At 61.1% G+C, this 25,685-nt stretch carries 28 protein-coding genes, 1 tRNA gene and 1 pseudogene; 21 read left to right on the plus strand and 9 right to left on the minus strand.

Annotated features, from left to right (window positions below; all coding sequences use genetic code 11):
* Positions 1-147 precede the first annotated feature (147 nt).
* The 4 genes from ACSBLW_RS00385 to ACSBLW_RS00400 all read right to left on the minus strand — a co-directional run bounded on the left by ACSBLW_RS00385 (position 148) and on the right by ACSBLW_RS00400 (position 5,271).
* On the minus strand, positions 148-1,176 hold the full coding sequence (locus ACSBLW_RS00385) for a 2Fe-2S iron-sulfur cluster-binding protein (protein WP_435258277.1): 1,029 nt from the start codon (positions 1,174-1,176) through the stop codon (positions 148-150).
* Positions 1,169-2,473, minus strand: coding sequence for an MFS transporter (locus tag ACSBLW_RS00390; protein ID WP_435258278.1), 1,305 nt, complete (start codon positions 2,471-2,473; stop codon positions 1,169-1,171). Before ACSBLW_RS00390 ends, ACSBLW_RS00385 begins: the two co-directional genes overlap by 8 nt.
* Positions 2,461-2,721, minus strand: a complete 261-nt coding sequence (locus tag ACSBLW_RS00395) for a glutaredoxin family protein (RefSeq protein ID WP_435258279.1) — start codon at positions 2,719-2,721, stop codon at positions 2,461-2,463. Before ACSBLW_RS00395 ends, ACSBLW_RS00390 begins: the two co-directional genes overlap by 13 nt.
* Before the next feature lie 72 nt (positions 2,722-2,793).
* A complete protein-coding gene (locus ACSBLW_RS00400; protein WP_435258280.1) occupies positions 2,794-5,271 on the minus strand; it encodes a heavy metal translocating P-type ATPase in 2,478 nt (825 codons plus the stop codon).
* A 245-nt stretch (positions 5,272-5,516) separates the two neighbouring features.
* On the opposite strand from ACSBLW_RS00400, the gene ACSBLW_RS00405 reads away from it, so the two are divergent.
* The 11 genes from ACSBLW_RS00405 to ACSBLW_RS00455 all read left to right on the plus strand — a co-directional run bounded on the left by ACSBLW_RS00405 (position 5,517) and on the right by ACSBLW_RS00455 (position 12,479).
* Positions 5,517-5,717: a heavy-metal-associated domain-containing protein gene (locus tag ACSBLW_RS00405; protein WP_435258281.1), complete on the plus strand. Its 201-nt coding sequence runs from the start codon at positions 5,517-5,519 to the stop codon at positions 5,715-5,717.
* A 12-nt stretch (positions 5,718-5,729) separates the two neighbouring features.
* Complete coding sequence (locus ACSBLW_RS00410) at positions 5,730-5,894, plus strand: hypothetical protein (protein ID WP_435258282.1); 165 nt, start codon at positions 5,730-5,732, stop codon at positions 5,892-5,894.
* A gap of 100 nt (positions 5,895-5,994) precedes the next feature.
* Positions 5,995-6,339 (plus strand): hypothetical protein, encoded by a 345-nt coding sequence (locus tag ACSBLW_RS00415; RefSeq protein WP_435258283.1) that lies wholly within the window; start codon positions 5,995-5,997, stop codon positions 6,337-6,339.
* Between the two features lie 70 nt (positions 6,340-6,409).
* The gene (locus ACSBLW_RS00420; RefSeq protein WP_435258284.1) at positions 6,410-7,882 is read left to right on the plus strand and encodes a multicopper oxidase family protein; all 1,473 of its coding nucleotides are present in this window, start codon (positions 6,410-6,412) and stop codon (positions 7,880-7,882) included.
* Between the two features lie 223 nt (positions 7,883-8,105).
* Positions 8,106-8,270 carry a hypothetical protein gene (locus ACSBLW_RS00425; RefSeq protein ID WP_435258285.1) on the plus strand — a complete coding sequence of 55 codons (165 nt, stop codon included), beginning with the start codon at positions 8,106-8,108 and terminating at the stop codon, positions 8,268-8,270.
* A gap of 166 nt (positions 8,271-8,436) precedes the next feature.
* Positions 8,437-9,324 carry a LysR substrate-binding domain-containing protein gene (locus ACSBLW_RS00430; RefSeq protein ID WP_435258286.1) on the plus strand — a complete coding sequence of 296 codons (888 nt, stop codon included), beginning with the start codon at positions 8,437-8,439 and terminating at the stop codon, positions 9,322-9,324.
* Positions 9,325-9,432: 108 nt separating this feature from the next.
* Positions 9,433-10,056, plus strand: a complete 624-nt coding sequence (wrbA, locus tag ACSBLW_RS00435; RefSeq protein WP_435258287.1) for an NAD(P)H:quinone oxidoreductase — start codon at positions 9,433-9,435, stop codon at positions 10,054-10,056.
* A complete protein-coding gene (locus ACSBLW_RS00440) occupies positions 10,056-10,694 on the plus strand; it encodes a DsbA family oxidoreductase (protein ID WP_435258288.1) in 639 nt (212 codons plus the stop codon). Before wrbA ends, ACSBLW_RS00440 begins: the two co-directional genes overlap by 1 nt.
* A gap of 11 nt (positions 10,695-10,705) precedes the next feature.
* Positions 10,706-10,855, plus strand: a complete 150-nt coding sequence (locus tag ACSBLW_RS00445; protein ID WP_435258289.1) for a hypothetical protein — start codon at positions 10,706-10,708, stop codon at positions 10,853-10,855.
* A gap of 20 nt (positions 10,856-10,875) precedes the next feature.
* On the plus strand, positions 10,876-11,775 hold the full coding sequence (locus tag ACSBLW_RS00450) for an EamA family transporter (protein WP_435258290.1): 900 nt from the start codon (positions 10,876-10,878) through the stop codon (positions 11,773-11,775).
* 26 nt (positions 11,776-11,801) lie between these two features.
* Positions 11,802-12,479, plus strand: a complete 678-nt coding sequence (locus tag ACSBLW_RS00455) for a DUF4386 domain-containing protein (RefSeq protein ID WP_435258291.1) — start codon at positions 11,802-11,804, stop codon at positions 12,477-12,479.
* A gap of 234 nt (positions 12,480-12,713) precedes the next feature.
* Here ACSBLW_RS00455 and ACSBLW_RS00460 read toward each other — a convergent pair.
* From ACSBLW_RS00460 to ACSBLW_RS00475, 4 genes are all read right to left on the minus strand, one after another.
* Positions 12,714-13,471 (minus strand): IS5 family transposase gene (locus ACSBLW_RS00460; protein ID WP_435258292.1). Its coding sequence is split into 2 segments (ribosomal slippage): positions 12,714-13,147 and positions 13,147-13,471, totalling 759 coding nucleotides; the frame shifts between segments, so codons are not numbered across the junction.
* A gap of 878 nt (positions 13,472-14,349) precedes the next feature.
* A complete protein-coding gene (locus tag ACSBLW_RS00465; protein WP_435258293.1) occupies positions 14,350-15,804 on the minus strand; it encodes an amidohydrolase family protein in 1,455 nt (484 codons plus the stop codon).
* 52 nt (positions 15,805-15,856) lie between these two features.
* Complete coding sequence (locus ACSBLW_RS00470) at positions 15,857-16,669, minus strand: IclR family transcriptional regulator domain-containing protein (protein WP_435258294.1); 813 nt, start codon at positions 16,667-16,669, stop codon at positions 15,857-15,859.
* Positions 16,670-16,672: 3 nt separating this feature from the next.
* Positions 16,673-17,533 carry a dioxygenase gene (locus ACSBLW_RS00475; RefSeq protein ID WP_435258295.1) on the minus strand — a complete coding sequence of 287 codons (861 nt, stop codon included), beginning with the start codon at positions 17,531-17,533 and terminating at the stop codon, positions 16,673-16,675.
* Positions 17,534-17,630: 97 nt separating this feature from the next.
* Between ACSBLW_RS00475 and ACSBLW_RS00480 the strand changes: the two genes are divergently transcribed.
* From ACSBLW_RS00480 to ACSBLW_RS00510, 7 genes and pseudogenes are all read left to right on the plus strand, one after another.
* Positions 17,631-18,407, plus strand: coding sequence for a citryl-CoA lyase (locus ACSBLW_RS00480; protein WP_435258296.1), 777 nt, complete (start codon positions 17,631-17,633; stop codon positions 18,405-18,407).
* Entirely contained in the window at positions 18,404-19,546 is a 1,143-nt protein-coding gene (locus ACSBLW_RS00485; RefSeq protein ID WP_435258297.1) for a CaiB/BaiF CoA transferase family protein, read from the plus strand. Before ACSBLW_RS00480 ends, ACSBLW_RS00485 begins: the two co-directional genes overlap by 4 nt.
* A gap of 33 nt (positions 19,547-19,579) precedes the next feature.
* Positions 19,580-20,653 carry a C4-dicarboxylate TRAP transporter substrate-binding protein gene (locus ACSBLW_RS00490; protein WP_435258298.1) on the plus strand — a complete coding sequence of 358 codons (1,074 nt, stop codon included), beginning with the start codon at positions 19,580-19,582 and terminating at the stop codon, positions 20,651-20,653.
* Between the two features lies 1 nt (position 20,654).
* The gene (locus ACSBLW_RS00495) at positions 20,655-21,209 is read left to right on the plus strand and encodes a TRAP transporter small permease (protein ID WP_435258299.1); all 555 of its coding nucleotides are present in this window, start codon (positions 20,655-20,657) and stop codon (positions 21,207-21,209) included.
* Positions 21,206-22,519: a TRAP transporter large permease gene (locus ACSBLW_RS00500; protein ID WP_435258300.1), complete on the plus strand. Its 1,314-nt coding sequence runs from the start codon at positions 21,206-21,208 to the stop codon at positions 22,517-22,519. The genes ACSBLW_RS00495 and ACSBLW_RS00500 overlap by 4 nt, the downstream gene beginning before the upstream one ends.
* 12 nt (positions 22,520-22,531) lie before the next feature.
* Positions 22,532-23,056 (plus strand): NADPH-dependent FMN reductase, encoded by a 525-nt coding sequence (locus ACSBLW_RS00505; RefSeq protein WP_435258301.1) that lies wholly within the window; start codon positions 22,532-22,534, stop codon positions 23,054-23,056.
* A gap of 98 nt (positions 23,057-23,154) precedes the next feature.
* Positions 23,155-23,400 (plus strand): annotated as a pseudogene (locus tag ACSBLW_RS00510) (IS6 family transposase); the annotation flags it as partial.
* Positions 23,401-23,521: 121 nt separating this feature from the next.
* Here ACSBLW_RS00510 and ACSBLW_RS00515 read toward each other — a convergent pair.
* Positions 23,522-23,596 (minus strand) — tRNA-Thr (locus tag ACSBLW_RS00515).
* 117 nt (positions 23,597-23,713) lie between these two features.
* Here ACSBLW_RS00515 and ACSBLW_RS00520 point away from each other — a divergent pair.
* The 3 genes from ACSBLW_RS00520 to ACSBLW_RS00530 are packed head-to-tail and all read left to right on the plus strand — an operon-like array spanning position 23,714 to position 25,668.
* Positions 23,714-23,911 (plus strand): hypothetical protein, encoded by a 198-nt coding sequence (locus ACSBLW_RS00520; RefSeq protein ID WP_435258302.1) that lies wholly within the window; start codon positions 23,714-23,716, stop codon positions 23,909-23,911.
* A gap of 9 nt (positions 23,912-23,920) precedes the next feature.
* A complete protein-coding gene (murA, locus tag ACSBLW_RS00525) occupies positions 23,921-25,192 on the plus strand; it encodes a UDP-N-acetylglucosamine 1-carboxyvinyltransferase (protein ID WP_435258303.1) in 1,272 nt (423 codons plus the stop codon).
* Positions 25,192-25,668, plus strand: coding sequence for a DUF2948 family protein (locus tag ACSBLW_RS00530; protein WP_435258304.1), 477 nt, complete (start codon positions 25,192-25,194; stop codon positions 25,666-25,668). The genes murA and ACSBLW_RS00530 overlap by 1 nt, the downstream gene beginning before the upstream one ends.
* Positions 25,669-25,685: the final 17 nt, after the last annotated feature.

A 25,685-nucleotide genomic window follows, 5' to 3' on the forward strand; every position in this document is an offset into this window, starting at 1 on the left:
AGCGATCCTTCGGCCAATAGCTTTGGGATGTGAGGCTGTGACGCTTGGCCTTTGCGAAAGGCTTGCCCCACGCGCGATGGCAAGAGGCGGAATGGACAGAGCGTTCTTGGCAGGGAAAGCCCCGTGTCGCCCCGTCCTCGGCACCGCTCAATCAGCGGCGACGATTTCCTCGCTCCTGGTCACGCTTTCGGGTGTGAAGAATACATCGGCATGAAGGTCTTGCGGACGCAGGCCCAAGGATGAAACAGTTTGTGAAAGCGCGTCGATCATGGCTGGCGGACCGGCCGTGTAGCATGTCCAGCCATCCAGATCGGACAAGTCCGCAGCAACGGCATCATGCACGAATCCTGTTCGCCGTGTCATCTGCCCCTTTGGCGCTGACAGCACTGGTGTCACCGTCAGATCGCCATGCCGCTCTGCCAGCTTCGCCAGCCGATCAAGGCCGTATAGGTCGCGCTCCTCACGCACCCCCAGATACACCCGGATCGGCTGCTTCATTCCATGTGCCACTGCGCTCTCTAGGATCGAGAGGATCGGCGCAAGACCAGACCCGCCCGCGACCGCGAGGATCTGCCCTGTATGGCCTGTCCGCAGATGCGCCGAGCCGCGAGGGCCAGTCACGCGCAGATGTTCGCCGATGCGGACACGTTTATGGATGGCCGACGAAGTTCGGCCACCTGGCACGCGACGAATATGGAACTCCAGCTCGTTCGCGCCCGGTTCATTCGCCATAGAATAATCGCGTGCCGGCACGCCCGGAAAGGCAAGCGTCGCATATTGGCCAGCCGAAAACTGCAGGGTCTCGCCATCCACTCTCAGACGAAGGCGCAGGATGTCATGGGTCAGCAGTTCGGCCCCCACGACAAACGCGTCCAAATCCCGAAGGGGATGACTTGTCGCATCATCCTCCAACCAGAAAACGCTTGCCTCGCCCTTTGGCACGGCTCGACAGGTCAGGATCAAACCGCTGTCGCGCTCGATAGGGGGAAGAGCAAAGCGCGAATGATCAAGATGCTCCACCTCTCCTTCGGCGAGACGTGATTTGCAGTTTCCGCAACGGCCGGACTTGCACCCATGCGGGTAGTCGATGCCCTGTGCGAGCGCTGCAGAAAGGATGGTTTGACCGTCCGGAACGGTGATCTTCCGGCCAATGTTAAGAAGGGTGATGTCAGGCATTTCTGCTTACTCCATCGCAGGAAAGGGTGCACGCAGGGGTGCAGATGACGATGCCGGTGCCGCTTGCGGCGGCGCAGGCGCAGAGAGTTTCGGTGAGAGTGGCGGCTTGCGCGGGCGAAGGGCGGCTAAGGACTGCAAAGGACAGGGCCGCAGACAGCAGCGGTGCGACGAACGATACGGAAAGCGAGATGCCAGTGCCGAGATACGACTGCAGGGTGCCGATACCGAAATACATGAGGCCAGCCAGCGAGGAACCAAGTCCAAAGACCATGCCCGAGGCCGTCGCACCCGCACGGGGTGCAAGATCCTGAGCTGCAACGACCAGGATCGGGCTTGCAGCATAGCTCAGAGCGCCGGCGGCAGAGAGCATAAAGACGAAACCGCCCGTTTCCGGTGACATCCACAGAAGTCCAAGGAATGCCGGAACACTGGCAGTCAAGATTGTAGCCAATAGCCAATTCCGGGGTAGACGCGTGGCGAGAAACCCGACACCGATACCACCGGCCGCGGCGGCCAGGGAAAAGGTGCCCAGAGTGCCGGCAATCGCCGGATGTGTCTCTGAAAGGCCGTGACGTTCGATCAGGAACAGAGGTAGTCCGTTCAGAACAGTGGTGAAGGGAAGAAAGGCCAAGGCAGCGGCAAGGGTGATCACGCCAACGGGTCCCCAGACAATTTCCCAATCAATCCGTCTTGCCGCAACCGGCGTCTGAGAGGTTGGTTCTTCTTGTCGAGGGGCAAGCGCCAGAATGGCTGCCGCGGCGACGGCGCCGGGAAGCATCAGAGCCAGGGGGAGCATTTCTTCGAAATAGCTTCGAGCAATGGCAAGTAGCGACGGGCCAACCGCATAGCCCAGCATGCCCCCAGAGGCGAAGATGGCAACGGCAAGTTCCGGGCGCGAAGCGCCCCGACGGACCAGCATGGAACCCGCCGGATGGATCGCTGCTGAGCCGAAACCTGCAAACGCGACCAGCGCAAACAACAGTGTGACGCTGGGCGTCAACGCCAAGAGGCTTAGCAAGATAGCGCTGAACAGGACACTTGCGGCAGTCACGACGGCTTCGCCATAGCGGTCTGAAAGCCTGCCGAGGAAAGGTCCGGGAAGAGACGCCGACAGCGCAAAGACGGCGACAAGCCCGGCGAGTGTAGCTTCATCCAGTCCAAGCTGGAGGTGAAACATGGGAAGCATCGCTGGCAGGAAGGCCGTGTAGGCGTCGTTGACCAGATGCCCGACTGCGCCGAGAGTGAGTGAACGGCGTCCAGTATGCGATCGCGGCGGATCGAGTGTCAGATCGGCCATATCCCCAACTCCTTCAAGCGTGCCTCGATCCGGGGTTTTTGGTCCTCGAATGTGCCGTAAGTGAACCACGCGCCAATTTCGGTGATGGGAGCCACGCGCACGCCAAAGCGGAGCTTGGCTTCGTCCATCACCGCCTGTTCGGTCAGGTCGCGTTCGGCGTAGTCGATGCCAAGGCGGGCTAGCCAGGCCTTCAATGTGCGGCAATCGGGGCAGGTCGGCGTGGAATAGACGATGACAGGGCTACTCATGGCAGATCTCCTTTTCTGGGGGGGGGGGTGGCTTGATGATGCGTCCCCGGAAGCCGGGGACGCATTTCGGGGTCAGCTTGCCGCTTCGGCCATCGGCGCGGCGAACCGGCGCAGCCTTAGCGCGTTGCCAAGGACGAACACCGAAGACAGAGCCATGGCGCCGGCGGCGAAGACGGGCGAGAGAAGGATGCCAGCAACTGGCCACAGCGCCCCGGCGGCAACCGGGATGAGCGCGGCATTGTAGGCGAAGGCCCAGAACAGGTTCTGCCGGATGTTCCGCATGGTCGCGCGGGACAGTGCGATCGCGTTCGGAACACCTTTCAGACTGCCCGACATCAGCACCACGTCGGCGGCTTCGATGGCGACATCCGTGCCGGTGCCGATCGCAAGGCCCACATCTGCCTCGGCCAGTGCCGGGGCGTCGTTGATGCCGTCACCAACGAAGGCAACCGAGCCCAGTGCCTTCAGCCGTTTGATTGCAGCAACCTTACCGTCTGGCAGCACCTCGGCCACCACCTCGTCGATCCCGAGCTTGCGTCCGATCGCTTCGGCCGTGCGGCGGTTGTCACCCGTGATCATGGCGACCTTGAGCCCCAAGGCATGCAGTGCACGAATTGCCTCTGGCGTGGTCGGCTTGATCGGGTCAGCTACCGCGATGATCGCCGCCAGACGCCCGCCAATCGCTGCATAGAGAGGCGATTTTCCTTCGTCGGCAAGTCGCGCGGCGGTATCGCTGAAGGCCGTTACATCAAGGCCAAGCTTGGCCATGTAACGGTCGGCACCGATCTCGACGCGGATGCCTCCGGCCTCGGCGGACACGCCGTAACCGGTAACACTCTCGAACGATGCCAGAGCGGGCAGGGCCAGTCCGTCAGCTTCGGCCGCCTCGACGATTGCGCGGGCAATCGGGTGTTCGGATTTGGCTTCGACAGCGGCAATCCGCGACAGAACCTCGGCGCGATCGAAACCGTCGGCAAGAACCAGATCCGTCAGGGTCGGCTTGCCCTCGGTCAGGGTGCCGGTCTTGTCCAGCGCGACGACCTTGGCATTCTGAAGTCCCTGAAGCGCATCGCCCTTGCGGAAGAGGACTCCAAGTTCAGCGCCCCTTCCCGTTCCCACCATGATCGAGGTTGGCGTGGCAAGGCCCATGGCACAGGGGCAGGCGATGATCAGCACCGCAACAGCGTTCACCAGCCCGAAGGTGAGTGCAGGATCGGGACCGAAGAAGAACCACACGCCGAAGGTCAGCGCGGCAAGCGTCATCACTGCCGGCACGAACCACATGGTGATCTTGTCGACAAGACCTTGGATCGGAAGCTTGGACCCTTGTGCCTCTTCGACCATGCGGATGATCTGGGCGAGCATGGTATCCCCGCCGACAGCCGTGGCGCGGAAGGCAAAGGCGCCGGTCTGGTTGACGGTGCCGCCCGTGACCAAAGTTCCTGCGGATTTCGCAACAGGCAACGGCTCGCCGGTGATCATCGACTCGTCGATCCAGCTTTCGCCCTCGATGACTTCGCCATCGACGGGTACGCGTTCGCCGGGACGTACTTCGATGATATCGCCCGGAGCGACGTTCGACACCTCGATTTCTACGACAGCCCCGCCGCGCCGGACGCGGGCGGTCTTTGCCTGCAACCCGACAAGACGCTTGATCGCCTCGGAGGTGCGGCCCTTGGCCCTTGCCTCAAGCACGCGACCGAGCAGGATCAACGAAACGATGACGGCGGCCGCTTCGTAATAAACGTTCACCGTGCCCTCGGGCAGCAGGCCCGGCGCGAAGGTGGCGACCAACGAATAGGCATAAGCTGCCAGAGTGCCGACAGCGACAAGGCTGTTCATGTCAGGGGCCGCACGCAACAAGGCGGGAATGCCCTTCTGGTAAAAGCGGATTCCAGGGAAGGCCAGAACCAAGGTCGTCAGCGCGAACTGGATCAGCCAACTGGCCGTCATCCCGATGGTCGAGGCAATCAGATGATGCATCCCCGGGATCACATGGCTGCCCATCTCAAGGATAAAGACCGGCAAGGTAAGGCCAGCAGCCACCATCAGATCCCGCGACAGAACGCGATGCTCTTCTGCTTTTTGGGCCTCTGCTTCCGCTTGTGCTATGCCGCTGCGATCCACAACGCGGGCATCGTAGCCTGCGTCTGCAATTGCAGCGATCAGCGTGGCGGCATCCGCGCTTCCCTTGACGGTGGCACGCTCGGTGGCAAGATTGACGGTGGCCTCGGCCACCCCCGGAACGGCGCGCAACGCGCGTTCTACCCGGCCAACGCATGAGGCACAGGTCATTCCGTCGATCGCAAGTTCCACTGCCGACGTGGTCACTGTATAGCCCACGTCTTCGACCGCCCGGATCAGATCGGCGCGTGCAACCGGTTCGCCAAGGCTAACCTCGGCCCGCTCTGTCGCGAGATTGACTGTGGCATTCACGACGCCCGGTACAGCCCGCAGGGCGCGTTCTACACGGCCGACGCAGGACGCACATGTCATGCCTTCAATGGGTAGGGAAACACTTTCTCTGATGAGTTTTGCTGGCGCATTCATGGCTGATTCCCTTCGGATTAGCGTTGATGCGCAAAGAAATGGGATCTCCCATCATGGGAGGGTCAACAGCCATTTTGAAATTTCCTTGAAAAGCCGATCCTGCCTCGCACGCGTGCGTTCCCACGATGTGCAGGACAAGATCCCAGACGTTGACCGACCCGAAAAATATTCGGAATTTACCTCTTGACCCTCCAATACTGGGAACGCCCACCTCTTGTCTCGCCAAGCAAACAAAGGAGGCAAAAATGCAATTCCACATCGAAAACATGACCTGCTTCGGTTGCGCAAAAAGCGTGACCAAGGCGATCCAGTCCGTTGATGCGGGCGCCCTGATCAAGACCGATCCGGAGACCCGGAAGGTTGAGGTAGAGACATCGGCCGCACGTGCCGAGATCGAGGCCGTTCTTGCTGAGGCGGGTTATCCCGCTTTGCGCGAAACCGCGTGACGGAGAGGCATCATGCCACGTCTTTCGATTTTGTTTCTCGGAACCTCGCTCGCCACGGCGTTCTGTCTGACGCTGCTGCAATCTCAGATCGCCACGGCCGGGTCCGGCAAAGACAGTCAGTCGAACCAAGTGCATCGTCAGGCGGTCGGGCATGGCGCCGATCATCAGGCCGATTGATGCGGCAAATGATGGGCCGCTTCAGAAAAGAGCGGCCCATCGCTGTAAAGGAACGAAGACTTGATGGCACTTTGACCGCAAACGGCGTTAAGTAGAGACCATGAAGCAACTCTGTGTTCTGGCACTTACGATCCTTTTGGTGGCGATGCTTGGGTCGGCGCGTATGACTCATGCCGAGAAGTCTGCCGCGGCAGAGGATCATATGGTCATGCACAGCGCAGACCAAAGGTCTGACCGATTTGCCCCTGACACCTGGCCGCTTCAGGACCACGGCTCTCTGAACTGTCAGGTCTTATGCGGTGCGATCGCTGAGGTTCATTCGGTTCGACCAGTTCCGCGTCAGATGCTTTGGCACCATGATGTCTTTGTTATGGGCCTTGGCGTCTTGTCGACAGGAATTGCACCGGAAGTGGCTGAACGCCCGCCGAAAAAAGTCTTCGTCTGATCGAGAACGGTCGCACGCGACCAGACAATCGCAATTCATTTGGGCCCTGTGATGGTCCACGGAGACGAAGATGACGACATTCACGAGACGCGGCCTTTTGGCTGCCGGTGCCGCTGCCTGCGCGGCGTCCCAGTTGCCCACTCTAGCGCGGGCACAGACACCGACGCCAATCGCCCTTTCAGCGGCGCGCAGAACCATCGAGGTCAATGGTCGCTCCGCCAGCGTATGGGGTCTTTTGCGCCCCGACGGGGGGCAAGGCATCGTGCTGGACCCCGGCGCACCGTTTCATGTTGCGCTGACCAACGGCCTTGATCACCCCACAAGCATTCATTGGCACGGTCAAATCCCACCCAATGCGCAGGATGGGGTGCCCGACATGCCGCGCCCGGCGCTCGCGCCCGGCGAGACCCGCATCTACGACTTTGCAGCGCGCCCCGGTACGCATTGGATGCACAGCCACATCCCGGTGCAGGAGATGCGCCTGCTTGCCGCGCCGCTGATCGTTCGCTCTTCAGAGGATGTCGCGGCGGATCGGCAAGAGGTTGTCCTTTTGCTGCACGACTTCTCGTTCAAGGAACCGGAGGAAGTGCTGGCAGACATCATCGGCGGCGATGGTGGCGGTCATGGAGCCCATGGCGCCCATGGCATGGCACCCTCCGCGCCAGCGGACCATGCCACCATGGGGCACAACATGGGCGGCATGGCGATGGGGGGCATGGCAATGGACCTCAACGACTATGAGTGGGACGCCTATCTTGCGAATGACCGGACGTTGGCTGACCCCGAGGTCGTAACGGTGGAACGTGGCGGACGTGTTCGCCTGCGCGTGATCAACGCAGCCGCCGCGACTGTCTTCTGGGTAGATACTGGCTCGGCCGATGCCCGCCTTGTGGCGGTGGACGGCCATGCAGTCCGTCCGCTTGCGGGCAACCGCTTCGGATTGGCAATGGGGCAGCGCATCGACATCGACGTTGATCTGCCAAGCGAGGGTGGCGCATGGCCGATCCTTGCCCTGCGGGAAGGTGCGCGGGAACGCACCGGTCTTGTTCTCGCCACAGCAGGGGCAGAGGTCCGGCGGATCGACCCCCTGACCGAAGAAGCGGCACCGGCCTTCGACATCGACCTTGCGCAGGAAGTGCGCCTTGCCGCTATTGATGGCCTTCCGGCCCGCCCTGTAGATCGCGGCCGCATGATCATGCTGGGCGGCTCGATGCAGCCTTACGTCTGGACGATCGACGGCAAGACCTGGGGCGATCACGACCCTGTCCGCGCACGGCCGGGAGAACGTGTGGAACTCATGTTCCACAATATGTCGATGATGGGTCACCCGATGCACCTGCATGGGCATGTCTTTCAAGTAGTCGAGATCAATGGCCGCCGCATCTCGGGCGCCATGCGCGATACTGTCTATGTCCCGCCGATGTCGATGGTCACTGTTGCTCTTGATGCAGGCGAAGCCGCGCGATGGATGCTGCACTGTCACCACATGCCGCATCTGACCACGGGCATGATGACCGAATTCGCGGTCTCGACCTCGGTCTGATCGCGGGTCGGACGTCAATGACGCAAAGCCCCTTGGCGACGCCGCCGTCGCCTGGGGGACCAGCCTGTATCCGGACGCGTTTGAGTGTGGGCTGTGCTCAGGCTTGCTTCGCACGCACTGCTTGCGTGATATGCTCTTACCAATCGCGCGTTCACCGCACCGAACATCTGCCAGAACTAGCGATGCAATTGGAAGGGTCACGGGGGCCGCTAGTAGGGGGGATATGGACCGTGGTCACTCGAAACACATGCACAGGACCAACAAGCCAAATGAAAACGCCGCAACCGATCCGGTCTGCGGCATGCAGGGCGAAAGGCGCGACCTTGGCGGCCAGACCTACTGGATCTGCTCGGACGGTTGCCAGACGAAATTCGATGCCGGCCCCTAATTCTACGCTTCGGGAAATTCCGCCAAGGCAAGATTCTTTTTCGACAGTATGACCGCCGAAGGGACAGCTGATTGCCAAGCCGTTCGCACTAACCCCTTATTGATGCTATTGCTTCGAGAAAGTGCCGAATAAGAAACCAGTCGGGCCCAACTGATTGAAGACGAGAATGGACAAGCTTTCCGTCATGAACGCCTTCCGCCGCATCGTCGAGCGCGGCAGTTTCGCTAAAGCGGCGGAGGATCTCTGTGTCTCCCCGGCGCTGCTCAGCCGCGAGATCAAGCTGCTGGAAGAAAGCCTTGGCACGACATTATTGACCCGCACGACGCGTTCCATGTCTCTGACAGATGCGGGACGTCTCTATTACGACGAGGCGACCGGGATCCTTTCCGCCGTGACCGAGGTGGAGTCACGCATTCGCGATGGTGCTGGCGCGGTGCGTGGCCATTTGAAGGTGAACGCCTCCAGCTCCTTTGGTCAGACGGTGATCGCGCCCCTGTTGCCAAGGTTTCTTGCTTCTTACCCTGATCTCAGGTTGACCCTTTCCATGGACGACCGGGTGGTCGATATGGTCGAGGGCGGATTTGATGTATCTATCCGCATTCGATCAGCGATGCCGAATTCGGCGCTGATCACCCGAAAATTGGGCTCCATCCGTCAACGCATCTTCGCATCGCCTGCCTATATTGAAAAGGTGGGCGCACCGCGCGACCCGGAGGACATCCGCAATCATAGGGTCGTAGGTTTTCTGCTCGCCGATCATCTGAACGCATGGACGCTGCAGGGACCAGCCGGCAAGATCACGATTGAACTTGATCCTCCGGTTCGTGTGGGCAACAGCCTTGTTCTTCGCGATCTGCTGATCAACGGTCAGGGGATCGGCACGCTGCCGGACTTCGTCTCAAACGCCCCCGAGGCCCGAGGCCAACTCGTTCGGGTCTTGCCTGACTGGGAACTTCCGGCGCCCGAGATCTTTGCCGTGACGGCCTCCAGACTGGGCATGGACACGAAGGTTACTGCGTTCCTCGACCATCTGCGCGCTGCCCTGCGCGCCTGACATTATTCAACCTGTGTAAATAATGAAGTGAGCGCGGGCCGGTTATTCCGCCCCGGGCAATGCCCCATCCTCTCAGGCAACGAAACCTTGCAGCCTTGAGAGGAACCTATGACCCGCGTTCTCGTTCTCTACTATTCCAGTTACGGCCATGTCCGCGCGCTTGCGCAGGCCGAAGCCGAAGGTGCCCGTAGCGTGCCCGGCACTCAGGTCGACCTGCGCCGCGTGCCAGAGACCGTGACCGAAGAAATCCGGCAAAAGGCCGGATTCGTGATCGACGACACACCCACGGCTTCCCCGGCCGATCTGGAAGCCTACGATGCCATCATCTTCGGCACGCCAACCCTGTTCGGCATGATGGCCGGGCAGATGAAGTCCTTCCTCGATCAGGCCGGCGGGTTGTGGGCGCGTAATGCACTGGTTGGCAAAGTTGCCGCCGTTTTCGCCTCCACCGGCTCGCAGCATGGCGGGCATGAGGCAACGCTGCTTTCGACCCAGATCCCACTTCAGCATTTCGGGATGCTGATCGCGGGTATGCCTTACTCTTTCGCAGGGCAGACGACTGCAGAAGGCATCGTTGGCGGCGCACCTTATGGCGCTGGCACAATAGCCGGTGCCGATGGTGCGCGTGTGCCGACCGAAACCGACCTCGCCGGCGCGCGGTTCCAGGGCGCCCATGTGGCACGGATCGCTGCCCGCCTGGCCGGCGCAAATCTTGCCGAGGAGGCCGCGTGATGGCCTCCCTTACCATTGATTTCTTCCACGACGTGGTCTGCTGCTGGTGTTTCAACATCTCGTCGCGGATGCGAAAACTCGCCACAGAGTTCGATCTTGATATCCGGCACCGCAGCTTTGTCCTGCAGGCCAGCCGGGCCGAAATGGCCGCGCGCTGGGGCTCACCCAAAGGCGCCCGCGAGACCATTCTGGGTCATTGGGCCGCCTGCCGCGCGTCAAGCGACAGGCCGGACCTTGTCGACATCGGCGCCATGCGTGCGGCGCCGTTCGACTATTCCCACGGGATGACCGCCGCGCGCGGATGCAAGGCGGCCGAGCGGATCGGCGGACAGGCAGCGCACTGGGACATGTTCGACCGGCTGCAGCGCGCGCATCTGACCGAGGCAAGGAACATCGCTGACTCAAAGATCATTCTGCAGGCCGCGCGAGAGTTGGGCTTCGACCCTGCGGCCTTTGCCGAAATTTTCGACGATCAGGCGACGGTGCTGGCCGTAGAGGCCGACCGCCAACGCGCCCGCGCGCTTCAGATCAAGTCCGTCCCGAGCCTTATGATCCGAGAGACCGGCACAGTCCTCGTTAATGGCCCCCTTGATGACATGGCTGCGCAATTGCGCTCGGCCATCGACCTCGCCGCTTGAAAGGAACCCCAATGACCATCCTGTTTCTTCGCCGTCCAGATATGGATCGCAGGCGCATCCTCCGCGATGTGCCCCGCAATCTTTCCCCGCGCCTGATGCGCGATATCGGCCTTGATCCTTGGCCCGAATGTCCACGCTTGCCGTTCTATTCGTTGTGGTGAACCCGACAGGAGATGCACCCATGTCACGCACGTCCGATGTCCTGCTCACGGCGCTTGCTCCTGCTGTTTGGGGCAGCACATACCTCGTCACGACCGAAGCACTTCCCGCCGGCTATCCGATCACTATGGCGGCGCTGCGCGCCCTGCCTGCGGGCTTGTTGCTGCTCACCCTGACACGATGCCTGCCGCCGCGCGGCTGGATTCTTCGCAGCTTCGTTCTCGGAAGCCTGAACTTCGCTGTGTTCTGGGCGCTGTTGTTCGTGGCCGCGTACAGGCTCCCCGGCGGGGTTGCTGCCACGCTCGGCGCGTTGCAGGCGCTGATGGTGATCCTCTTGGCTCGCGGCTGGCTTGGCACGCCCATAAGGGCCAGCGCCATTGCGGCAGCGGCAAGCGGTGTCTTGGGCGTGGCACTTCTGCTCTTGGGCCCCGAGGCGAGGCTTGACCCCATAGGTGTGATTGCGGGCTTGGGTGGGGCTGTGTCGATGGCCGCCGGCACAGTTCTCAGCCGGAAATGGCAGCCACCCGTCTCGGCACTAAGTTTCACAGCTTGGCAATTGACTGCCGGTGGCCTGATCCTTGTGCCTTTTGCGCTGATCCTCGAACCCGCGTTGCCCGCCCTCACGACAACGAATCTCGCCGGTTTGGCTTGGCTTGGCCTTATCGGTGCTGCCGCGAGTTATGCGCTCTGGTTTCGGGGAATAGCCCGGATCGAACCCGGAGCCGTCTCGATGCTCGGCATGATGAGCCCTGTCACCGCGGTGGTTCTGGGGTGGGTTTGGTTGGGCCAGTCCCTTTCCATGCTGCAATCCACCGGTGCCATCATCGTCATCGCCGCGGTCTTGGCCGGTCAACGCGCAAACCGGCCCAGAGCGAATGCTAACCCTTTGGCCGCCCCGCCATTACGGGCAACGGCCAGCTGATCTGTCGTCCTGAAAGGAACCCGCGTATGTCCCATAGCGAAACATCCGCCGATCTTGTCCGTCACGCTCGCCTTTCCGGACTGCTCTATATTGTGATCATCCTCTGTGGTCTGGGTGCAGAGCTTGTCTTGCGTGGCCCGTTGATCGACTTCGAAGATGCCGTCGGCACAGCAACGGCAATCCTGGCCGAACCAGGCCGGTTTCGCCTGGCAATCGCGGCAGACCTTGTAATGGCTCTCAGCGACGCAGGCCTTGCCATCACGCTCTACCTTATGTTTCACGCCTTTGGGCCGGGATTGGCGCTTTCGGCTTTGGTGTTCCGCTTGATCCAGACGGTCCTGATCGTGGTAAGCCTCATGGCCCTAATGGCTGCGTGCCTCGTGCTGACCCTCACCGATGCACCGGCTGATGCCGCTTCTCTCGCTCTGCTGTTTCTCGACCTGCATGCGGATGGCTACGATCTGGGATTGATCTTCTTCGGTGTGAACAGCTTGATTATGGCCGCTCTGGTCTGGCGTTCTGGCTTCTTTGCCAAGGCATTTGGCGCCGGTTTGGCATTGGCCGGTGTCGTCTATATCACCGGAAGCTCTCTGCGCTTCTTTGCACCTGACCTGTCCAGTGCTTTCGCACCGGCCTATGGGTTGCCCATCCTCGCCGAGACTGCGTTTTGTCTGCGCCTTCTTCTTCAGCGACGCGTTGCATGAACGGTTCGATGTGCAGAATGCGCGGCTCGGTCCCCGCGCCTCTTGCGGTCGGGCCGGATGGTCATAATTTTTTTTGCAGCAGTGGTCTCTGCCCAGCCGCTTTGAGGGCGGGTGTCACCGTTGGTTCCGATTCAGCTAACCCTCTGCAGGTTTGCTTGCGGTCTTTTTGCCCCGGCAGACCGGCTGTTGCAGGCAACGGTCTTCTGTTGTGAAGCCCTTCTCTAGGGTCAGGATTCATAACCAGTAGATGACGACAGCCGCGAGGGCGACGGCTGAAAGGAATACCTTGGGGCATCGGTCATAGCGGGTCGCCACGCGCCTCCAGTCCTTGAGCCTGCCGAACATGATCTCGATGCGGTTTCGCCGCTTGTAGCGGCGCTTGTCGTATTTGGCCGGGGTCTTTCGCTGCTTCCGACCGGGGATGCAGGCGCGTATCCCCTTGTCTTGCAATGCTTCTCTGAACCAGTCGGCGTCGCAACCGCGATCCCCGAGCAGCCATTCGACGTTGGGTAGGCCGCTCAGCAACGCCCGCGCGCCGATGTAGTCGCTCACTTGCCCGGCGGTGACGAACAGGTCGATCGGGCGTCCCAGGCTGTCGCAGACGGCGTGCAGCTTGGTGTTCATGCCGCCTTTCGTGCGACCGATGAGGCGACCGCGCCCCCCTTTTTGGCGGCCATGCTGGTCGCGGTGCGGTGCGCTTTCAGGTAGGTCGCGTCGATCATCACGGTCTGCTTCTCGCCGTGTTCGGCCGCGAGGCCGATCATCATCCGCCCGAAGATGCCTTTCTCGCTCCAACGTTTCCATCGACTGTAGAGGGTCTTGTGCGGTCCGTAGGCTTCCGGGGCGTCGCGCCAGCGCAACCCATTGCGGTTGATGAAGATTATTCCGCTCAAAACCCGCCGGTCATCAACACGCGCCTTGCCGTGGGACTTCGGGAAGAAGGGGGAAAGCTTGGCCATCTGCGCGTCGGTCAGCCAGAAAAGGTCGCTCATGTCACTGCTCCGTTTTCCGAGCCGTGAATCACGCAGCGCGTTGAAAATCAATGCATCCTGAGCCTAGGAGTGGGTGGGATAGATCCTTGGAAGGCAATTCACAGGGACCGGCGTTGGGGAGGTTTTTCTATTGCGTGTCAAAATTCGGACCGGGGGGTGTGGGGGCAGGAATGAGAGTGTTTTCGGAGGATATGGAAAGTGAGAATGAGCCCCCCTCCATCCATGACCCGGGATTGGACTGTTACTCAGGAGGTGAGGAAATGCGTGGGCGCAAGGCAAAGCAGACAGCACTCAAGACCATAGAAGGTAATTGCTGATGTCGGCCATTGAACGATCTTGAGCCGGAGCTGCCTACAGATCTGCCAGCCTGCCCATCGCACCTTGAGGCCGAAGCGAAATCTGAGCGTAACAGGCTTGCATCCGCTCTGAACGACGTGGGTGAACGGGACGCTGCTCTGCACGTAACTTATGCCCGTGAACTGATCACTGCTAGGGTCAAAGACCACAAGACCGCGCGACCCCATTCAGCCCTCGGCCACCTATCACCGCAGTCTTCGCTCTGCACTTGACCACCGCAACAGCCCGGCCCGCTCGGCGAAAGTTCAATGGCAAGTCAGACACCCGCAGCCAAGATCACAAGCTTACTGTACCGGGCGACAAGGGCAGGCCCTCTCGACCAAACATCGACAAAGTGCCGATTCCGTCCGAAGAAGTCCGAAAGATTGCTATCCGAGACGATTGCGCCTCGTAACAACAGGAGGCTCGTACGGGCGCATCTATGAGCGAACTCTCCCATGCCGGGCGAATGCAGCTCCACTGACACCAAAGAACAAGAGGTGGTCACCAGAAGAGCTGCACTTCACGGTCAGCATATAGCCTTAACCACGGAACAAGTCTTGCGGCACTCCGGCTTTGTCCATCAGGTAGTCACGGCTCGCCTCCAGCTCTGCTCGCAGCTTTGCCAGGTCATGGCCCAGCATAGCCCCGCGCCACTTTCGCACTTGCCCCGCACAAATCACGGTTGCCACGTTCGACCGCTCCATTAGCGTGACCACGGCACCCGGCACATGGTTCAAAGGCGCAACGTTCAGCGCGTTGGCGTCCAAGAGCACGATGTCGGCCTCCTTCCCGGGCGTCAGACTGCCGGTTTTGTGGTCCAGCCTCAGTCCCTTTGCTCCGCCGATCGTCGCCATCTCGATCGCATCCATTGCCGACATAAGCCTGGGATAGTCCTGTCCATTCAACGCCAGATTGTTTGCGAACATCCGCTGCAAGGTGATCGCCGACCGCATCTGAGTGAAGGGGTCGGCGGTCATGGTGCATTCGACGTCCGACGAGAGCGAGGGTAGCATCCCGAGGTCAAGGCACTTCTGGATCGGTGGCAAGCCATGACGCATTTGCATCTCAATTGGCACCGACAGCGATACATGAGCCCCCGCGTCGGCCGCTTTTTGCCACGCCATGTCTGACATGCCGGTCATATGGATGAAGATACAGTCCGGACCGAACTGTCCGGCTTCGGCCAGCGCGTCGAAGGTGGGCGCCATGCCGAAGGTGCCGACGATGTGCATGGCAAGTGGGATGCCCAGCTCGCGTCCGGTAGCCCAAGCGGCTTCATAGCCGGGCAGATAGATCTCGGCGCCCATCACCATCGTCAGAAGTTGGTCGTCGGATGCGAAATGCTGCGCTTTGATGCGGCGGGCATCGGTCGGGTACTGTGCCCTTTCGCCCCAACCCTCAAAATAACCAAAAACTGCACGGCGGCCTGCATCGCCCAGAGCGCTGATCGCGGCGTCGGAATGTTCCGGACTGTGATGGATCTGGCTGACGTCCATGACCGTCGTCACACCCGCATCGATCTGGCTGATCGAGCCGAAGAGTTCCGAGATGTACACATCTTCAGGCCGGTAGAGGACACTAAACTTCTGCAGCATCCATTCATAGTAGTTGGCCGCACTTTCGGGACGACCGTCGTTCACAAGGATCGCATCGGCAAGGATCGAGCGCAGCGCCGTTTCGAACTGGTGATGGTGGGTGTCAATGAAACCCGGCATGACTACATGGCCGGTCGCGTCGATCACCGCAGCCTCACCTGCGTCAAGGTTAGCGCCGACCGCACGGATCTTTGCCCCCTCGATCAGCACATCGCCCTTGGCGAAATTACCGACCTTTGGGTCCATCGACAGAACCGATCCACCGCGGATCAGCGTCTTGCGCCCAGGCTGGCCAATGCCTGCAGGCACGGCCAAGTTCGCCGGGCCAGACGAGGTTCCGCCGGTATCGGCTGGCGCGCGGGTAAGTGCAGTGCGGGTTGCGTCACAGAACTTGCACATGGTGTCTCCTCCCAGAGAGCGTCTGGCTGCCGGTCGCAGCCGGTTTCGGTGTTCAGCGGCTGTCGAATGCAGCCGAAAGTGCGGGAATGCGGCTCGCCGCCGCCGACAACCGCGCAGCAGCAGCGCGCAGATCGCCCAGACGGGCCGCCACCAGGTCGTCCGGTGTCACCATGCCGGTGTAGCCTGATGAGTTCAGCGCCGCGACGACCCGTCCGTCCGCCGACCTGATCGGCACGGCCAGCGCAGTAATGCCGTAGTCCAACTGATCGACGGTCGTCGCATAGCCATCGGCACGCACCTTCAGGATCAAGCGGCGCAGTTCGGCCTTGTCGATAATCGTGCGCGAGGTCAGCGGCACCGGCTCCATCCGCGCCAGCAACGCATCCAGCGCAGCATCCTGCAGATCGGCCAGCAGAACTCGCCCCATGCTTGTAGCATGCGCTGGGTAGCGCGCGCCCACCACAGCCGTTGCTCGCCTTGCGCGCTGGGTGGAATGGTGTGCGATATAGACCACATCCGTGCCATCCAGCATCGCGACCGACGAGGCATCGCCGAATGTCTCCACGATCTGGCGCAGTTCCGGCAGCATGAACTCTTCGATACGCGCACCGAAATAGAACCCGGAGCCCAGCGACATGACCTTGGGCCGCAGGTGGAAACGCTTCCCGGTCTGACCGACATAGCCCAGCACCGACAGGGTGATCAGGCTGCGCCGAGCGGCGGCCGGGCTGACCCCGACACGGCGGGCAATCTCGGACAGGGTCAGGTCGGGATGTGCCGCGTCAAACGTCTCCAGCACCGCCAGACCCTTGGCCAGGGCATCGACGAATTCCGCCGGGCGATCCGCATCCTCTGCCGCGTCCAAGGCTCAGCCTGCCGGCGCGAGGACGAAGTCGAAATGGCACTTCGCGTCTGGCTTTTTCTCGGTCGGGGGCAGCACATCGCCCGCCTTTACCGAGTCGATCTTGGTGATCAGCGACTTTCGCACTCCAAAGACCGCGTCGTTGTCGAGGTAATCGGTGTTTTCAAAGAATATCTCGGTCGTGATCGCACGGTAGCCTTCTGCCCGGATGATGTAATGCAGGTGCGACGCGCGCCAAGCATGCCGGTTCCCGGCCCGCAAAAGCTGCCCCACCGGGCCGTCATATGGCACGGTATACGGCTTGGGCAGCACGGTTGTGTACCAGTAATTGCCCTTCTCATCTGCCGTGAAGATGCCGCGCAGGTCGTATTTGTCCTGACCGCTCGCCTGCTCCTGGATCGGGTAGGTTCCTGCGCTGTCGGCCTGCCACGTATCGATCACCGCTCCCGGCACCGGGTTCCCCAGCGAATCGCGCACCTGCCCTTGCACAAGGAGCACCGCCCCGTCGCGCCCTTTGCCCAAGTCCGCGCCCAGTTCAAAGCGCGGCGCGTCGTCCAGGTAGAACGGCCCTAGGTTCGACCCCTCTGTTGCCCCGCCACGCGAGTTGATCATGTCGACCAGCGCTGAGAAGCCCAGGACGTCCGACAACAGAATGAACTCATGCCGCTCGGGCGTGGAAATCTTTCCGCAATCATACAAGAACATGAGGATGCCCATCCATTCCTCATGCGTCATGTTCACTTCGCGGGTGTAGTCGTGCAGGTGCTGGATGAAGGTCTCCAACAGGAACTTCAACCGGCTACCATCTTCGGTCTTGAACGACTTCTTAACCGCTTCGGTAATCGTGAACTGGTTGATGTCGCGCATGTCTGACCTCTCTTGATTTCTCTGTTGACGCAAAGCTAATGCAGCCCATATTATTCGACAAGAGAAAATATTTTCGCAATACGAAAAAAGGTGCGCCATGAGGATCGGTAAGCAGGACAACGCCTTCACGGCGATTGCGACGTCGGATGAGCATTCTATCACCGTGCGGGGGCATGATCTGGTGGGCGAACTGATCGGGAAGGTCGACTTCACCGATTACTTCTGGCTTCTGGTTTGCGGTCACCGACCGACCGAGCCTCAGAAGGCGATGATGAACGCCTGTCTCGTGGCCATCGCCGAACATGGCCTCGTGCCGTCCGTCCAAGCCGCGCGGATGACATTGGCTGCCGCGCCCGAAGCCTGGCAGGGCGCAATGGCCGCCGGCCTTTTGGGCATGGGCACGGTCGTCGCCGGATCATCGGAAATAGCCGGCCGCTTTCTGGCCGAGGTTGTCGCCGCAGGTGGCGATGAAGCAGCAGCGATCAAGGCGCTGGACGGGCTGAGGGCCGCGCGGAAGAAGGTGCCCGGTCTGGGCCATCCGCAGCATTCCTCGGGCGACCCGCGTGCCGACAAGCTGTTGGAGATCGCCGACCATTTGGGCGTCGCGGGCCCTCATGTCGCGGCGCTGCGCCACCTTGGCAAGCGCGCTCCCCAGATCATGAACCGCCCGCTGCCGATCAATGTCTCGGGTGCGATCCCGGCCGTCATTCTTGATGCCGGCTGGCCGTTGGAGGCGCTGAAAGCCGTCCCGCTTCTCGCCCGCGCCGGTGGCTTGGCCGCGCATCTTTACGAAGAAAGTCGCCGCCCGATCGGCTTCATCCTCTCGCACAACGCCGACCTCGCCATTGCCTATGACGGAGAACCTGTGAAATGATGCCCTTGCGCAATATCCGCGTGGTTGAGATGGGGACCTACATCACTGGTCCCGCCGCCGCAATGCAGCTTGCCGACCTTGGCGCCGATGTTATCAAGGTTGAACGTCCTGGCGAAGGCGACCCGTTTCGCGCCTTTAAGGGCGGGCTCTACAGCCCACATTTCCAGACATACAACCGCAACAAACGCTCCATCGCGCTGGATACGAAAAAACCCAACGACCTTGCCACATTCAACGCCTTGATCGAAGGCGCGGACGTGTTCATCCAGAACTTCCGCCCCGGTGTGGCCGAGAAACTGGGAGCGGGCGAGGCCGACCTGCGCAAGATCAACCCGAAGATCATCTACTGCGCAATTTCTGGCTTCGGCACCTCCGGCCCTGCCCGCGACCGTCCGACCTATGATACTGTGGCGCAAGCGGCGAGCGGGTTCCTACGTCTGATGACGCCGCCTGTGAGTCCACGCGTGATCGGCCCCGCCATCGCGGATGCAGTTACTGGCCACTATGCGGCCACCGGCATCCTCGCGGCCCTGGTAGAGCGCGGGATCACAGGGCAGGGGCGACGGCTCGACATCTCTATGCTGGAGGCCATGTGCCACTTCAACCTCGACAGCTTCACCCACTACTTCAGCGTAGGTGAGGTGATGGGACCACTCTCGCGCCCCGTGGTCAGCCAGTCCTACACCTTTGAATGTTCTGACGGAAAATGGGTGGCGATCCACATGTCCAGCCCGCCCAAGTTCTGGAGCGGATTTCTTGAGGCCACCGGGCAGGAGCACCTCGCCAGCGACCCCCGTTTTGCCGAACGGCTTGAACGGATCAAGCATCAGGACGACCTGATTCAGATCATGACCCCGGTCTTCAAGACTAAACCCCGCGACCATTGGTGCGCGGCGCTCGAGGCGGCGGAGGTACCCTATTCCCCGGCCTACGACAGCGACGAGGCTCTGGAGGACCCGCAGGCCGAGCATCTTGGCATCAAGGTGTCGGCCGACCATGCCCTGATGGGCCGCTTCACAACCGTCCGCGCCCCCTACGCCTTTGACGGCGAGATCAATCGCAAGGTCCTGCCGCCGCCAATGCTGGATGAACATGGAGAGAACATCCGCGCAGAACTGCAACAGCGTAAGGCAGGCTGACCCGCTTATACACCACCTGGGAGGAGACCAGAAATGAACCTGAAAGCCATCCTGTTGGCCTCGGCCATGCTAATTCCTGGCGCGACCTTCGCGCAGGAGAACATAGACCTGACCATCGCAGCCAGCCACCCGACGGCGATTCCATGGGTCGGCATGATGCAGACCCATTTCATGGCCGAGACTGATCGTCTTTTGGCTGAAACTGGGAACTACAAGATCACTTGGAACGAGGCTTTTGGCGGCGCGCTTTACAAGGCCAACGCGACGTTGTCTTCGGTCGAGGATGGTGTGACCGATATCGGTTGGGTCTTCTCGCTTCTTGAAGGTGCCGAACTCCCCTTGTCGCAGGTGTCCAGCTACGCGCCCTTCGCCACCAACAATCCGCCTGTCCAGCTTGCCGTGATGCAGGAACTGATCGACACGGTGCCAGAGCTGAAGGCCGAATGGGAAGGTCACAACATTGTTGTTCTCGGCCTGACCGGGACCGACAGCTATGACCTCTATGCCAAGAAACCCATCGCAAGCGTTGCCGACCTCAACGGCATGAAGATAAGCGCACCGGGCGTGTTGGGCACCTGGCTTTCGGGCACTGGGGCCAATCCGGTCGATGGCTCGCTGACGACCTATTACACCGACATCCAGACCGGAGTGTCCGATGGTGTGCTTTCGCTGGCGCTGGGGGTGTTTCCCGCCAAGATCTATGAAGTTGCACCGTATGTGACCAAGGTCCAGATGGGCACCGCCTTTTCCGGGGCCATCGCGATCAACAAAGACAGCTGGGACGCTCTGCCTGCCGAAGTGCAGGAAGCAATGAAGAAGGCCGGGGCCTATTACACGGAAGCACACGGCAAGGACCTTCTGGAACGCCCCGTCGCGGTGATGCAGAAGATCGTCGAGGCCGGGGCGACGCAAGACCCTCCGGTCACCGTTGCGGACCTGCCGCAGGATCAGCGCGAGGCTTGGGTGAACGCGCTTCCCGACCTCGCCGGAAACTGGGCCCGTGACATGGATGCTAAGGGCCTGCCTGGGTCGACCGTGCTGAACGCTTACATGGCGGGCCTAAAGGGACGCGGCGAAACTCCGGTCCGCGACTGGAAGGTCGAGTAACATGACCAGCCTCGGCGACGAGGTCCGGACGACGGGACCGGTTGGGCGCGCGCTGGCCTGGGCGGGGGACGGTCTTGCGGCCGTCTCCACCCTGCTGATCGCTGTCTTGATGCTCGTCATCTGCGCCGATGCCTTTGCGCGCAACACCATGGGCGCCTCGTTGCCCCTAGTCTCAGAACTTGGGGCCGCGCTTTTGGTCACTATCGTTTACTTGGCGCTCGCGACCACGATCCGCACCAATCGGCTGGCGCGGACTGATATGGTGCTGGGCGCGTTGGCGCTGTTCAGGCCGCGGTTCGCCGCAGTGCTCTCCGCGCTCTATGACCTGATCGGGGCCGTGCTACTTGGTTTGATCTGCTGGGCCGGTCTTCTGACCCTTGCCAAGGACTACCGAGGCGACCTCTACATCGGCATCCAGGGCGTGCTGACTTTCCCCACTTGGCCCTTCAGCCTCGCTATTGTTCTTGGTCTCGCGGTCGCTGTCCTGCAGTTCCTTTACCAGTCCTGGCAGGCCATTCGCGGCGGTCAGGCGCGCACGGGCGGGGGGCTGGAATGACAGGAATCGAAATCGGCATCTTCGCTGTCGTGGTGCTGCTCGTCCTGATACTGGTCGGCATGCCGATCGGCGTTGCCATGCTTGCCGTGTCGTTCAGCGGCGTCTCCCTCATTCGCAACGAAGGCGTGGCCTTCCGCATGGCTGGTTCGGTCGCCCGCGATAGTCTGCAGGATTATCTCTTTGCCGTCGTGCCGCTGTTCGTTCTGATGGGCCTCCTTGTCACCGTCTCGGGTGTGGGCAAAGATACCTTCGATGTCTTTCAATCCGCGCTCCGCCGTGTCCGAGCGGGCTTGGGCATCGCCACGGTCTTCGCCAACGCGGTCTTCGCCTCGATCACGGGCATTTCCATAGCTTCTGCCAGCGTCTTCTCTCGTGTGGCCGTGCCCGAAATGGTACGCCATGGATACCACAAAGGCTTTGCCACCGGCGTCGTCGCGGGCTCCTCCGTCCTCGGCATGTTGATCCCGCCGTCACTTCTGATGATCGTCTACGCCGTCCAAGCCGAGGAATCGGTCGGCCGAATGTTCCTGGCAGGCGTCGGCCCGGGCCTCCTTCTATCGGGGCTTTTTGTCCTGACCATCTTTCTTATGTCTCATCTTCGCCCCACAGCAGTCTTCACACTAGAGGCTGACCAAAGCGACCTGCCGACCCTGACAGCTGCCCAGACCGCGCGCAAGGCGCTGCCGATCATGGCTCTCATGGGGATGGTTCTCGGCGGCCTTTATGGCGGCTTTCTGAACCCGACCGAGGCAGGGGCCGCCGGGGCGCTTGGCGCCCTCTTCATCGCCTTGCTGCGCCGATCGCTGGGTCAGGGCAGGCTTTGGCAGATCCTGGTTGAAACCGGACAGATCACCGTATCGGTCCTGTTCCTTGTTATGGCCGCCAGCTTCTTCTCGCGCATGCTTACGATGTCTGGCCTGCCCGCAGCGCTTGGCGAAACGCTGCTCTCTGGTCCGATCGGGCCATGGGGCTTTCTGGTGATCTACCTTCTGGTGGTCATTCTTCTGGGCTGCATCATCGACAGTATCTCGATCATGCTAATCCTTTTGCCCATTGCGATCCCCGTCGCGAGGGCGGCAGGCTTCGACATGATTTGGTTCGGGGTGATGACCGTCATCGCGGTCGAGATCGGGCTTTTGACCCCGCCTTTCGGCCTTTCAGTTTTTACCATCAAATCCGCGATCAACGACCCGGGCCTGCCGGTCGGAACCATCTTCCGCGGCGCACTTCCTTTCGTGGGTGCGATGGTCGCGGCGCTTGTGATCCTTGTCCTCTTTCCCGCCATCGCCACTTGGTTGGCCCGCATTTAATCAGGACCGATGATGACCCAGCTACTCTTCTTCCCTGGCTCGCTTCGTGCTGAGGCCTCTTCCACCGCCCTGATGAATGCGCTGATCGCACGCCTGCCCGATGGAGTAACTGCCGAGACGGCCGACATCGGGTCGCTGCCGCACTACAATGCCGATCATGACGGAGGCCCTGCGGTCGCAACCCTTCTGGCCCAGGTCAAGTCAGCAAATGGCGTGGTTTTCGTTACGCCGGAATATAACTACTCCATCCCCGGTGTGCTTAAGAACGCCATCGATTGGGCCTCACGACCGGGCTACAATTCAGTTTTCAAAGCGAAACCTTGCCTGGTCATCACCACCTCCGGCGGCGCCCTCGGCGGGGTACGGGCCCAGGGCCATCTCAAACAGATTCTCTCGGCGATGTTGGCCGAGCTTTTGCCCTGGCAAGAGATCGTGGTCCCACAAGCACCAATAAAAGTAGTACACGGGGCGTTCCAAGACCAAGCGGTCATAGACTTTGCAGGAAATGCAATAGCGGCCCTTCTGGACCGAACTTAACAGCAAGGGAGTTCCCGGGACTGCGATCGGGCCGGAGTATGGTGTTATCAGGATAACTTGGCTTTCCGCCGGACAGATCGCCCGGCTAGTCTCACGGGATCGGCAAACGCCCTCCTTTCCGCTATTTCAATACGAGCCCCGAGATCATCCGCCTGGCGGTGAAATTGTACATTCGCTTCCAGTTGTTGCTTCGCAACGTAGAGGATCTTTTGCACGAGCGCGGCATCGAGTTCAGCCGAGAGACGATGCGGCACGGGTGGAACAGGTTCGGTCCGATGTTCGCTGCAGAAATCAGGAACAAGCGCGTCGATGCCATGGCCGGGGCGGCGCATGAGGATACGCATTTCGTGCTCAGGAGGTTGGAGCGACTTCGAAGGCTCGTGGCAGTTGAAAGCCGAATTGAACCATTTTTGAACAACTGGCTTCAAAGGCGCTGGTTCGTGATTGCTAAGTTGCTGATATTTATGGTGCTGCAAGAGAGGATTGAACTCTCGACCTCTCCCTTACCAAGGGAGTGCTCTACCACTGAGCTACTGCAGCGCCGGGTCACCGTGTGCCGGTGCGATGGGCGGCTGATTAGAGGGAAACGTCGGGCAGCACAACCCCCTTTTTCGCTCTCTCTGGACCCAATCCTCTAGCTGCGATATGACGGCGCCTATGACGCAGGACAAAGCCCCTTCCAAAGCTGGCAAATCTTCCGATTCCCGTAAGCCCACGCGGGAAGATCGCTTGAAAGCCGCGCTGAAGGCCAATATGGCGCGCCGCAAGGCGCAGGCCAAGGCGCGGGGGGCGGCTGTGGCGTCTGGAATAGATTCGGGCAATGCGGCGGGCCAAGACCCGCAAGATGTAGAGTAGGGCAGTTCAATGGATTCGATTCTGGTCAAGGGCAACGGGGCGCTGAACGGGGTGATCCCGATCGCGGGTGCAAAGAATGCCTGTCTGACGCTGATGCCGGCCACGCTTTTAAGCGAAGAGCCGCTGACGCTGACCAATGCGCCGCGCCTGTCGGACATCCGCACCATGACCCAGCTTTTGCAGTCTCTGGGGGCCGAGGTTGCGAGCCTGCAAGACGGACTTGTGCTGGCGATGTCCAGCCATTCGATCGACAACCACACCGCCGACTATGACATCGTTCGCAAGATGCGCGCGTCGATCCTTGTCCTTGGCCCGATGCTGGCGCGGGATGGTCACGCCGTGGTGTCGCTGCCCGGTGGCTGTGCCATCGGCGCGCGTCCGGTGGATTTGCACCTGAAGGCGCTGGAGGCGATGGGGGCCGAGCTGGACCTGCGCGATGGTTATGTTCATGCCAAGGCCCCCGGTGGCCGGTTGAAGGGCGCAGTGTTTGACTTCCCCTTTGTCTCTGTCGGGGCGACGGAAAATGCGCTGATGGCGGCAACGCTGGCCAAGGGAACGACGGTTCTGAACAACGCCGCGCGTGAGCCTGAGATTGTCGATCTTGCCCACTGCCTGCGCAAGATGGGCGCCGAGATCGAGGGCGAGGGCACCTCGACCATCACCATTCAGGGCGTGGACCGTCTGCATGGCGCGACCCATCCCGTCGTGACCGACCGGATCGAGTTGGGCACCTATATGCTGGTTCCGGCGATTTGCGGTGGTGAAGTCGAATGCCTTGGCGGGCGGATGGATCTCGTCGCGGCCTTCGCCGAAAAGCTGGATGAGGCGGGCGTGTCGGTGACGGAAACCGAACGTGGTCTGAAGGTCAGCCGCAAGAATGGCCGCGTCAAGGCGGTCAATGTCACGACCGAGCCTTTCCCGGGCTTCCCGACCGACCTTCAGGCGCAGATGATGGCCCTGCTGTGCACCGCCGAAGGCACCAGCGTTCTGGAAGAGAAAATCTTTGAAAACCGCTTCATGCATGCGCCGGAACTGATGCGCATGGGGGCAAAGATCGATGTTCATGGCGGTCATGCAACGGTGACGGGCGTGGACAAGCTGCGCGGCGCGCCGGTGATGGCAACGGACCTGCGGGCCAGTGTCAGCCTGATCCTTGCGGGCCTTGCGGCCGAAGGCGAGACCTTGGTGAACCGTGTCTATCACCTTGATCGCGGCTACGAGAAGGTTGAGGAAAAGCTGTCGGCCTGCGGGGCCAAGATCGAACGCGTGAAGGGCAACTGATGGCGGATGCGCGCTTTGAAGATGGCGATGAAGGGCCGCTGCGGCTGATAGCTCAATCGGCGGACGACCTTTCCGTTCTGTCGGCACTGGTTCAGGATGCCGTTTTTCCGGCAACCGAAATGCGGCTTGATCGCAAGGCGCGCCGCTTTGCCATTCTTCTGAATCGCTTTCGGTGGGAAGACGAGGCCGCGTCCAAGGCCGCTGGTCGCCCCTATGAACGCGTCCGCAGCCTTTTGGTCATCGACGACGTCCTGAAGGTTCGGACGCAAGGGGTTTATCCCCGGGACAAGGACTTGGTCCTGTCGCTGCTCTCGATCAGTTTCACCGAAACGACCGAAGGGGCCGGAACGGTGATGTTGGTTCTGGCAGGGGATGGCGCAGTTGCGGTCGATGTCGAGGTGCTTGACCTGCGATTGGACGATGTGACCAAGCCCTATATTGCGCCGTCCCGTCAGATGCCACAGCACAAGGATTGATCGGCGGACATTGATCG

It is taken from the genome of Thioclava sp. FR2, from assembly GCF_051200875.1.
In the GTDB taxonomy this organism is placed as follows: Bacteria; Pseudomonadota; Alphaproteobacteria; order Rhodobacterales; family Rhodobacteraceae; genus Pseudotabrizicola.

What these genes read in the sequence shown, in the direction of transcription:
- ACSBLW_RS00420 (WP_435258284.1), top strand. Translation starts at nt 6,410, where the DNA reads ATGACGACATTCACGAGACGCGGCCTTTTGGCTGCCGGTGCCGCTGCC.
- ACSBLW_RS00475 (WP_435258295.1), bottom strand. Translation starts at nt 17,533, where the DNA reads ATGCGCGACATCAACCAGTTCACGATTACCGAAGCGGTTAAGAAGTCG.
- ACSBLW_RS00530 (WP_435258304.1), top strand. Translation starts at nt 25,192, where the DNA reads ATGGCGGATGCGCGCTTTGAAGATGGCGATGAAGGGCCGCTGCGGCTG.
- ACSBLW_RS00465 (WP_435258293.1), bottom strand. Translation starts at nt 15,804, where the DNA reads ATGTGCAAGTTCTGTGACGCAACCCGCACTGCACTTACCCGCGCGCCA.
- ACSBLW_RS00450 (WP_435258290.1), top strand. Translation starts at nt 10,876, where the DNA reads ATGTCACGCACGTCCGATGTCCTGCTCACGGCGCTTGCTCCTGCTGTT.
- ACSBLW_RS00385 (WP_435258277.1), bottom strand. Translation starts at nt 1,176, where the DNA reads ATGCCTGACATCACCCTTCTTAACATTGGCCGGAAGATCACCGTTCCG.
- ACSBLW_RS00455 (WP_435258291.1), top strand. Translation starts at nt 11,802, where the DNA reads ATGTCCCATAGCGAAACATCCGCCGATCTTGTCCGTCACGCTCGCCTT.
- ACSBLW_RS00485 (WP_435258297.1), top strand. Translation starts at nt 18,404, where the DNA reads ATGATGCCCTTGCGCAATATCCGCGTGGTTGAGATGGGGACCTACATC.
- ACSBLW_RS00490 (WP_435258298.1), top strand. Translation starts at nt 19,580, where the DNA reads ATGAACCTGAAAGCCATCCTGTTGGCCTCGGCCATGCTAATTCCTGGC.
- ACSBLW_RS00405 (WP_435258281.1), top strand. Translation starts at nt 5,517, where the DNA reads ATGCAATTCCACATCGAAAACATGACCTGCTTCGGTTGCGCAAAAAGC.
- ACSBLW_RS00425 (WP_435258285.1), top strand. Translation starts at nt 8,106, where the DNA reads ATGGACCGTGGTCACTCGAAACACATGCACAGGACCAACAAGCCAAAT.
- ACSBLW_RS00390 (WP_435258278.1), bottom strand. Translation starts at nt 2,473, where the DNA reads ATGGCCGATCTGACACTCGATCCGCCGCGATCGCATACTGGACGCCGT.
- ACSBLW_RS00480 (WP_435258296.1), top strand. Translation starts at nt 17,631, where the DNA reads ATGAGGATCGGTAAGCAGGACAACGCCTTCACGGCGATTGCGACGTCG.
- ACSBLW_RS00395 (WP_435258279.1), bottom strand. Translation starts at nt 2,721, where the DNA reads ATGAGTAGCCCTGTCATCGTCTATTCCACGCCGACCTGCCCCGATTGC.
- ACSBLW_RS00445 (WP_435258289.1), top strand. Translation starts at nt 10,706, where the DNA reads ATGACCATCCTGTTTCTTCGCCGTCCAGATATGGATCGCAGGCGCATC.
- ACSBLW_RS00495 (WP_435258299.1), top strand. Translation starts at nt 20,655, where the DNA reads ATGACCAGCCTCGGCGACGAGGTCCGGACGACGGGACCGGTTGGGCGC.
- ACSBLW_RS00500 (WP_435258300.1), top strand. Translation starts at nt 21,206, where the DNA reads ATGACAGGAATCGAAATCGGCATCTTCGCTGTCGTGGTGCTGCTCGTC.
- ACSBLW_RS00410 (WP_435258282.1), top strand. Translation starts at nt 5,730, where the DNA reads ATGCCACGTCTTTCGATTTTGTTTCTCGGAACCTCGCTCGCCACGGCG.
- ACSBLW_RS00505 (WP_435258301.1), top strand. Translation starts at nt 22,532, where the DNA reads ATGACCCAGCTACTCTTCTTCCCTGGCTCGCTTCGTGCTGAGGCCTCT.
- murA (WP_435258303.1), top strand. Translation starts at nt 23,921, where the DNA reads ATGGATTCGATTCTGGTCAAGGGCAACGGGGCGCTGAACGGGGTGATC.
- ACSBLW_RS00415 (WP_435258283.1), top strand. Translation starts at nt 5,995, where the DNA reads ATGAAGCAACTCTGTGTTCTGGCACTTACGATCCTTTTGGTGGCGATG.
- wrbA (WP_435258287.1), top strand. Translation starts at nt 9,433, where the DNA reads ATGACCCGCGTTCTCGTTCTCTACTATTCCAGTTACGGCCATGTCCGC.
- ACSBLW_RS00440 (WP_435258288.1), top strand. Translation starts at nt 10,056, where the DNA reads ATGGCCTCCCTTACCATTGATTTCTTCCACGACGTGGTCTGCTGCTGG.
- ACSBLW_RS00520 (WP_435258302.1), top strand. Translation starts at nt 23,714, where the DNA reads ATGACGCAGGACAAAGCCCCTTCCAAAGCTGGCAAATCTTCCGATTCC.
- ACSBLW_RS00400 (WP_435258280.1), bottom strand. Translation starts at nt 5,271, where the DNA reads ATGAATGCGCCAGCAAAACTCATCAGAGAAAGTGTTTCCCTACCCATT.
- ACSBLW_RS00430 (WP_435258286.1), top strand. Translation starts at nt 8,437, where the DNA reads ATGGACAAGCTTTCCGTCATGAACGCCTTCCGCCGCATCGTCGAGCGC.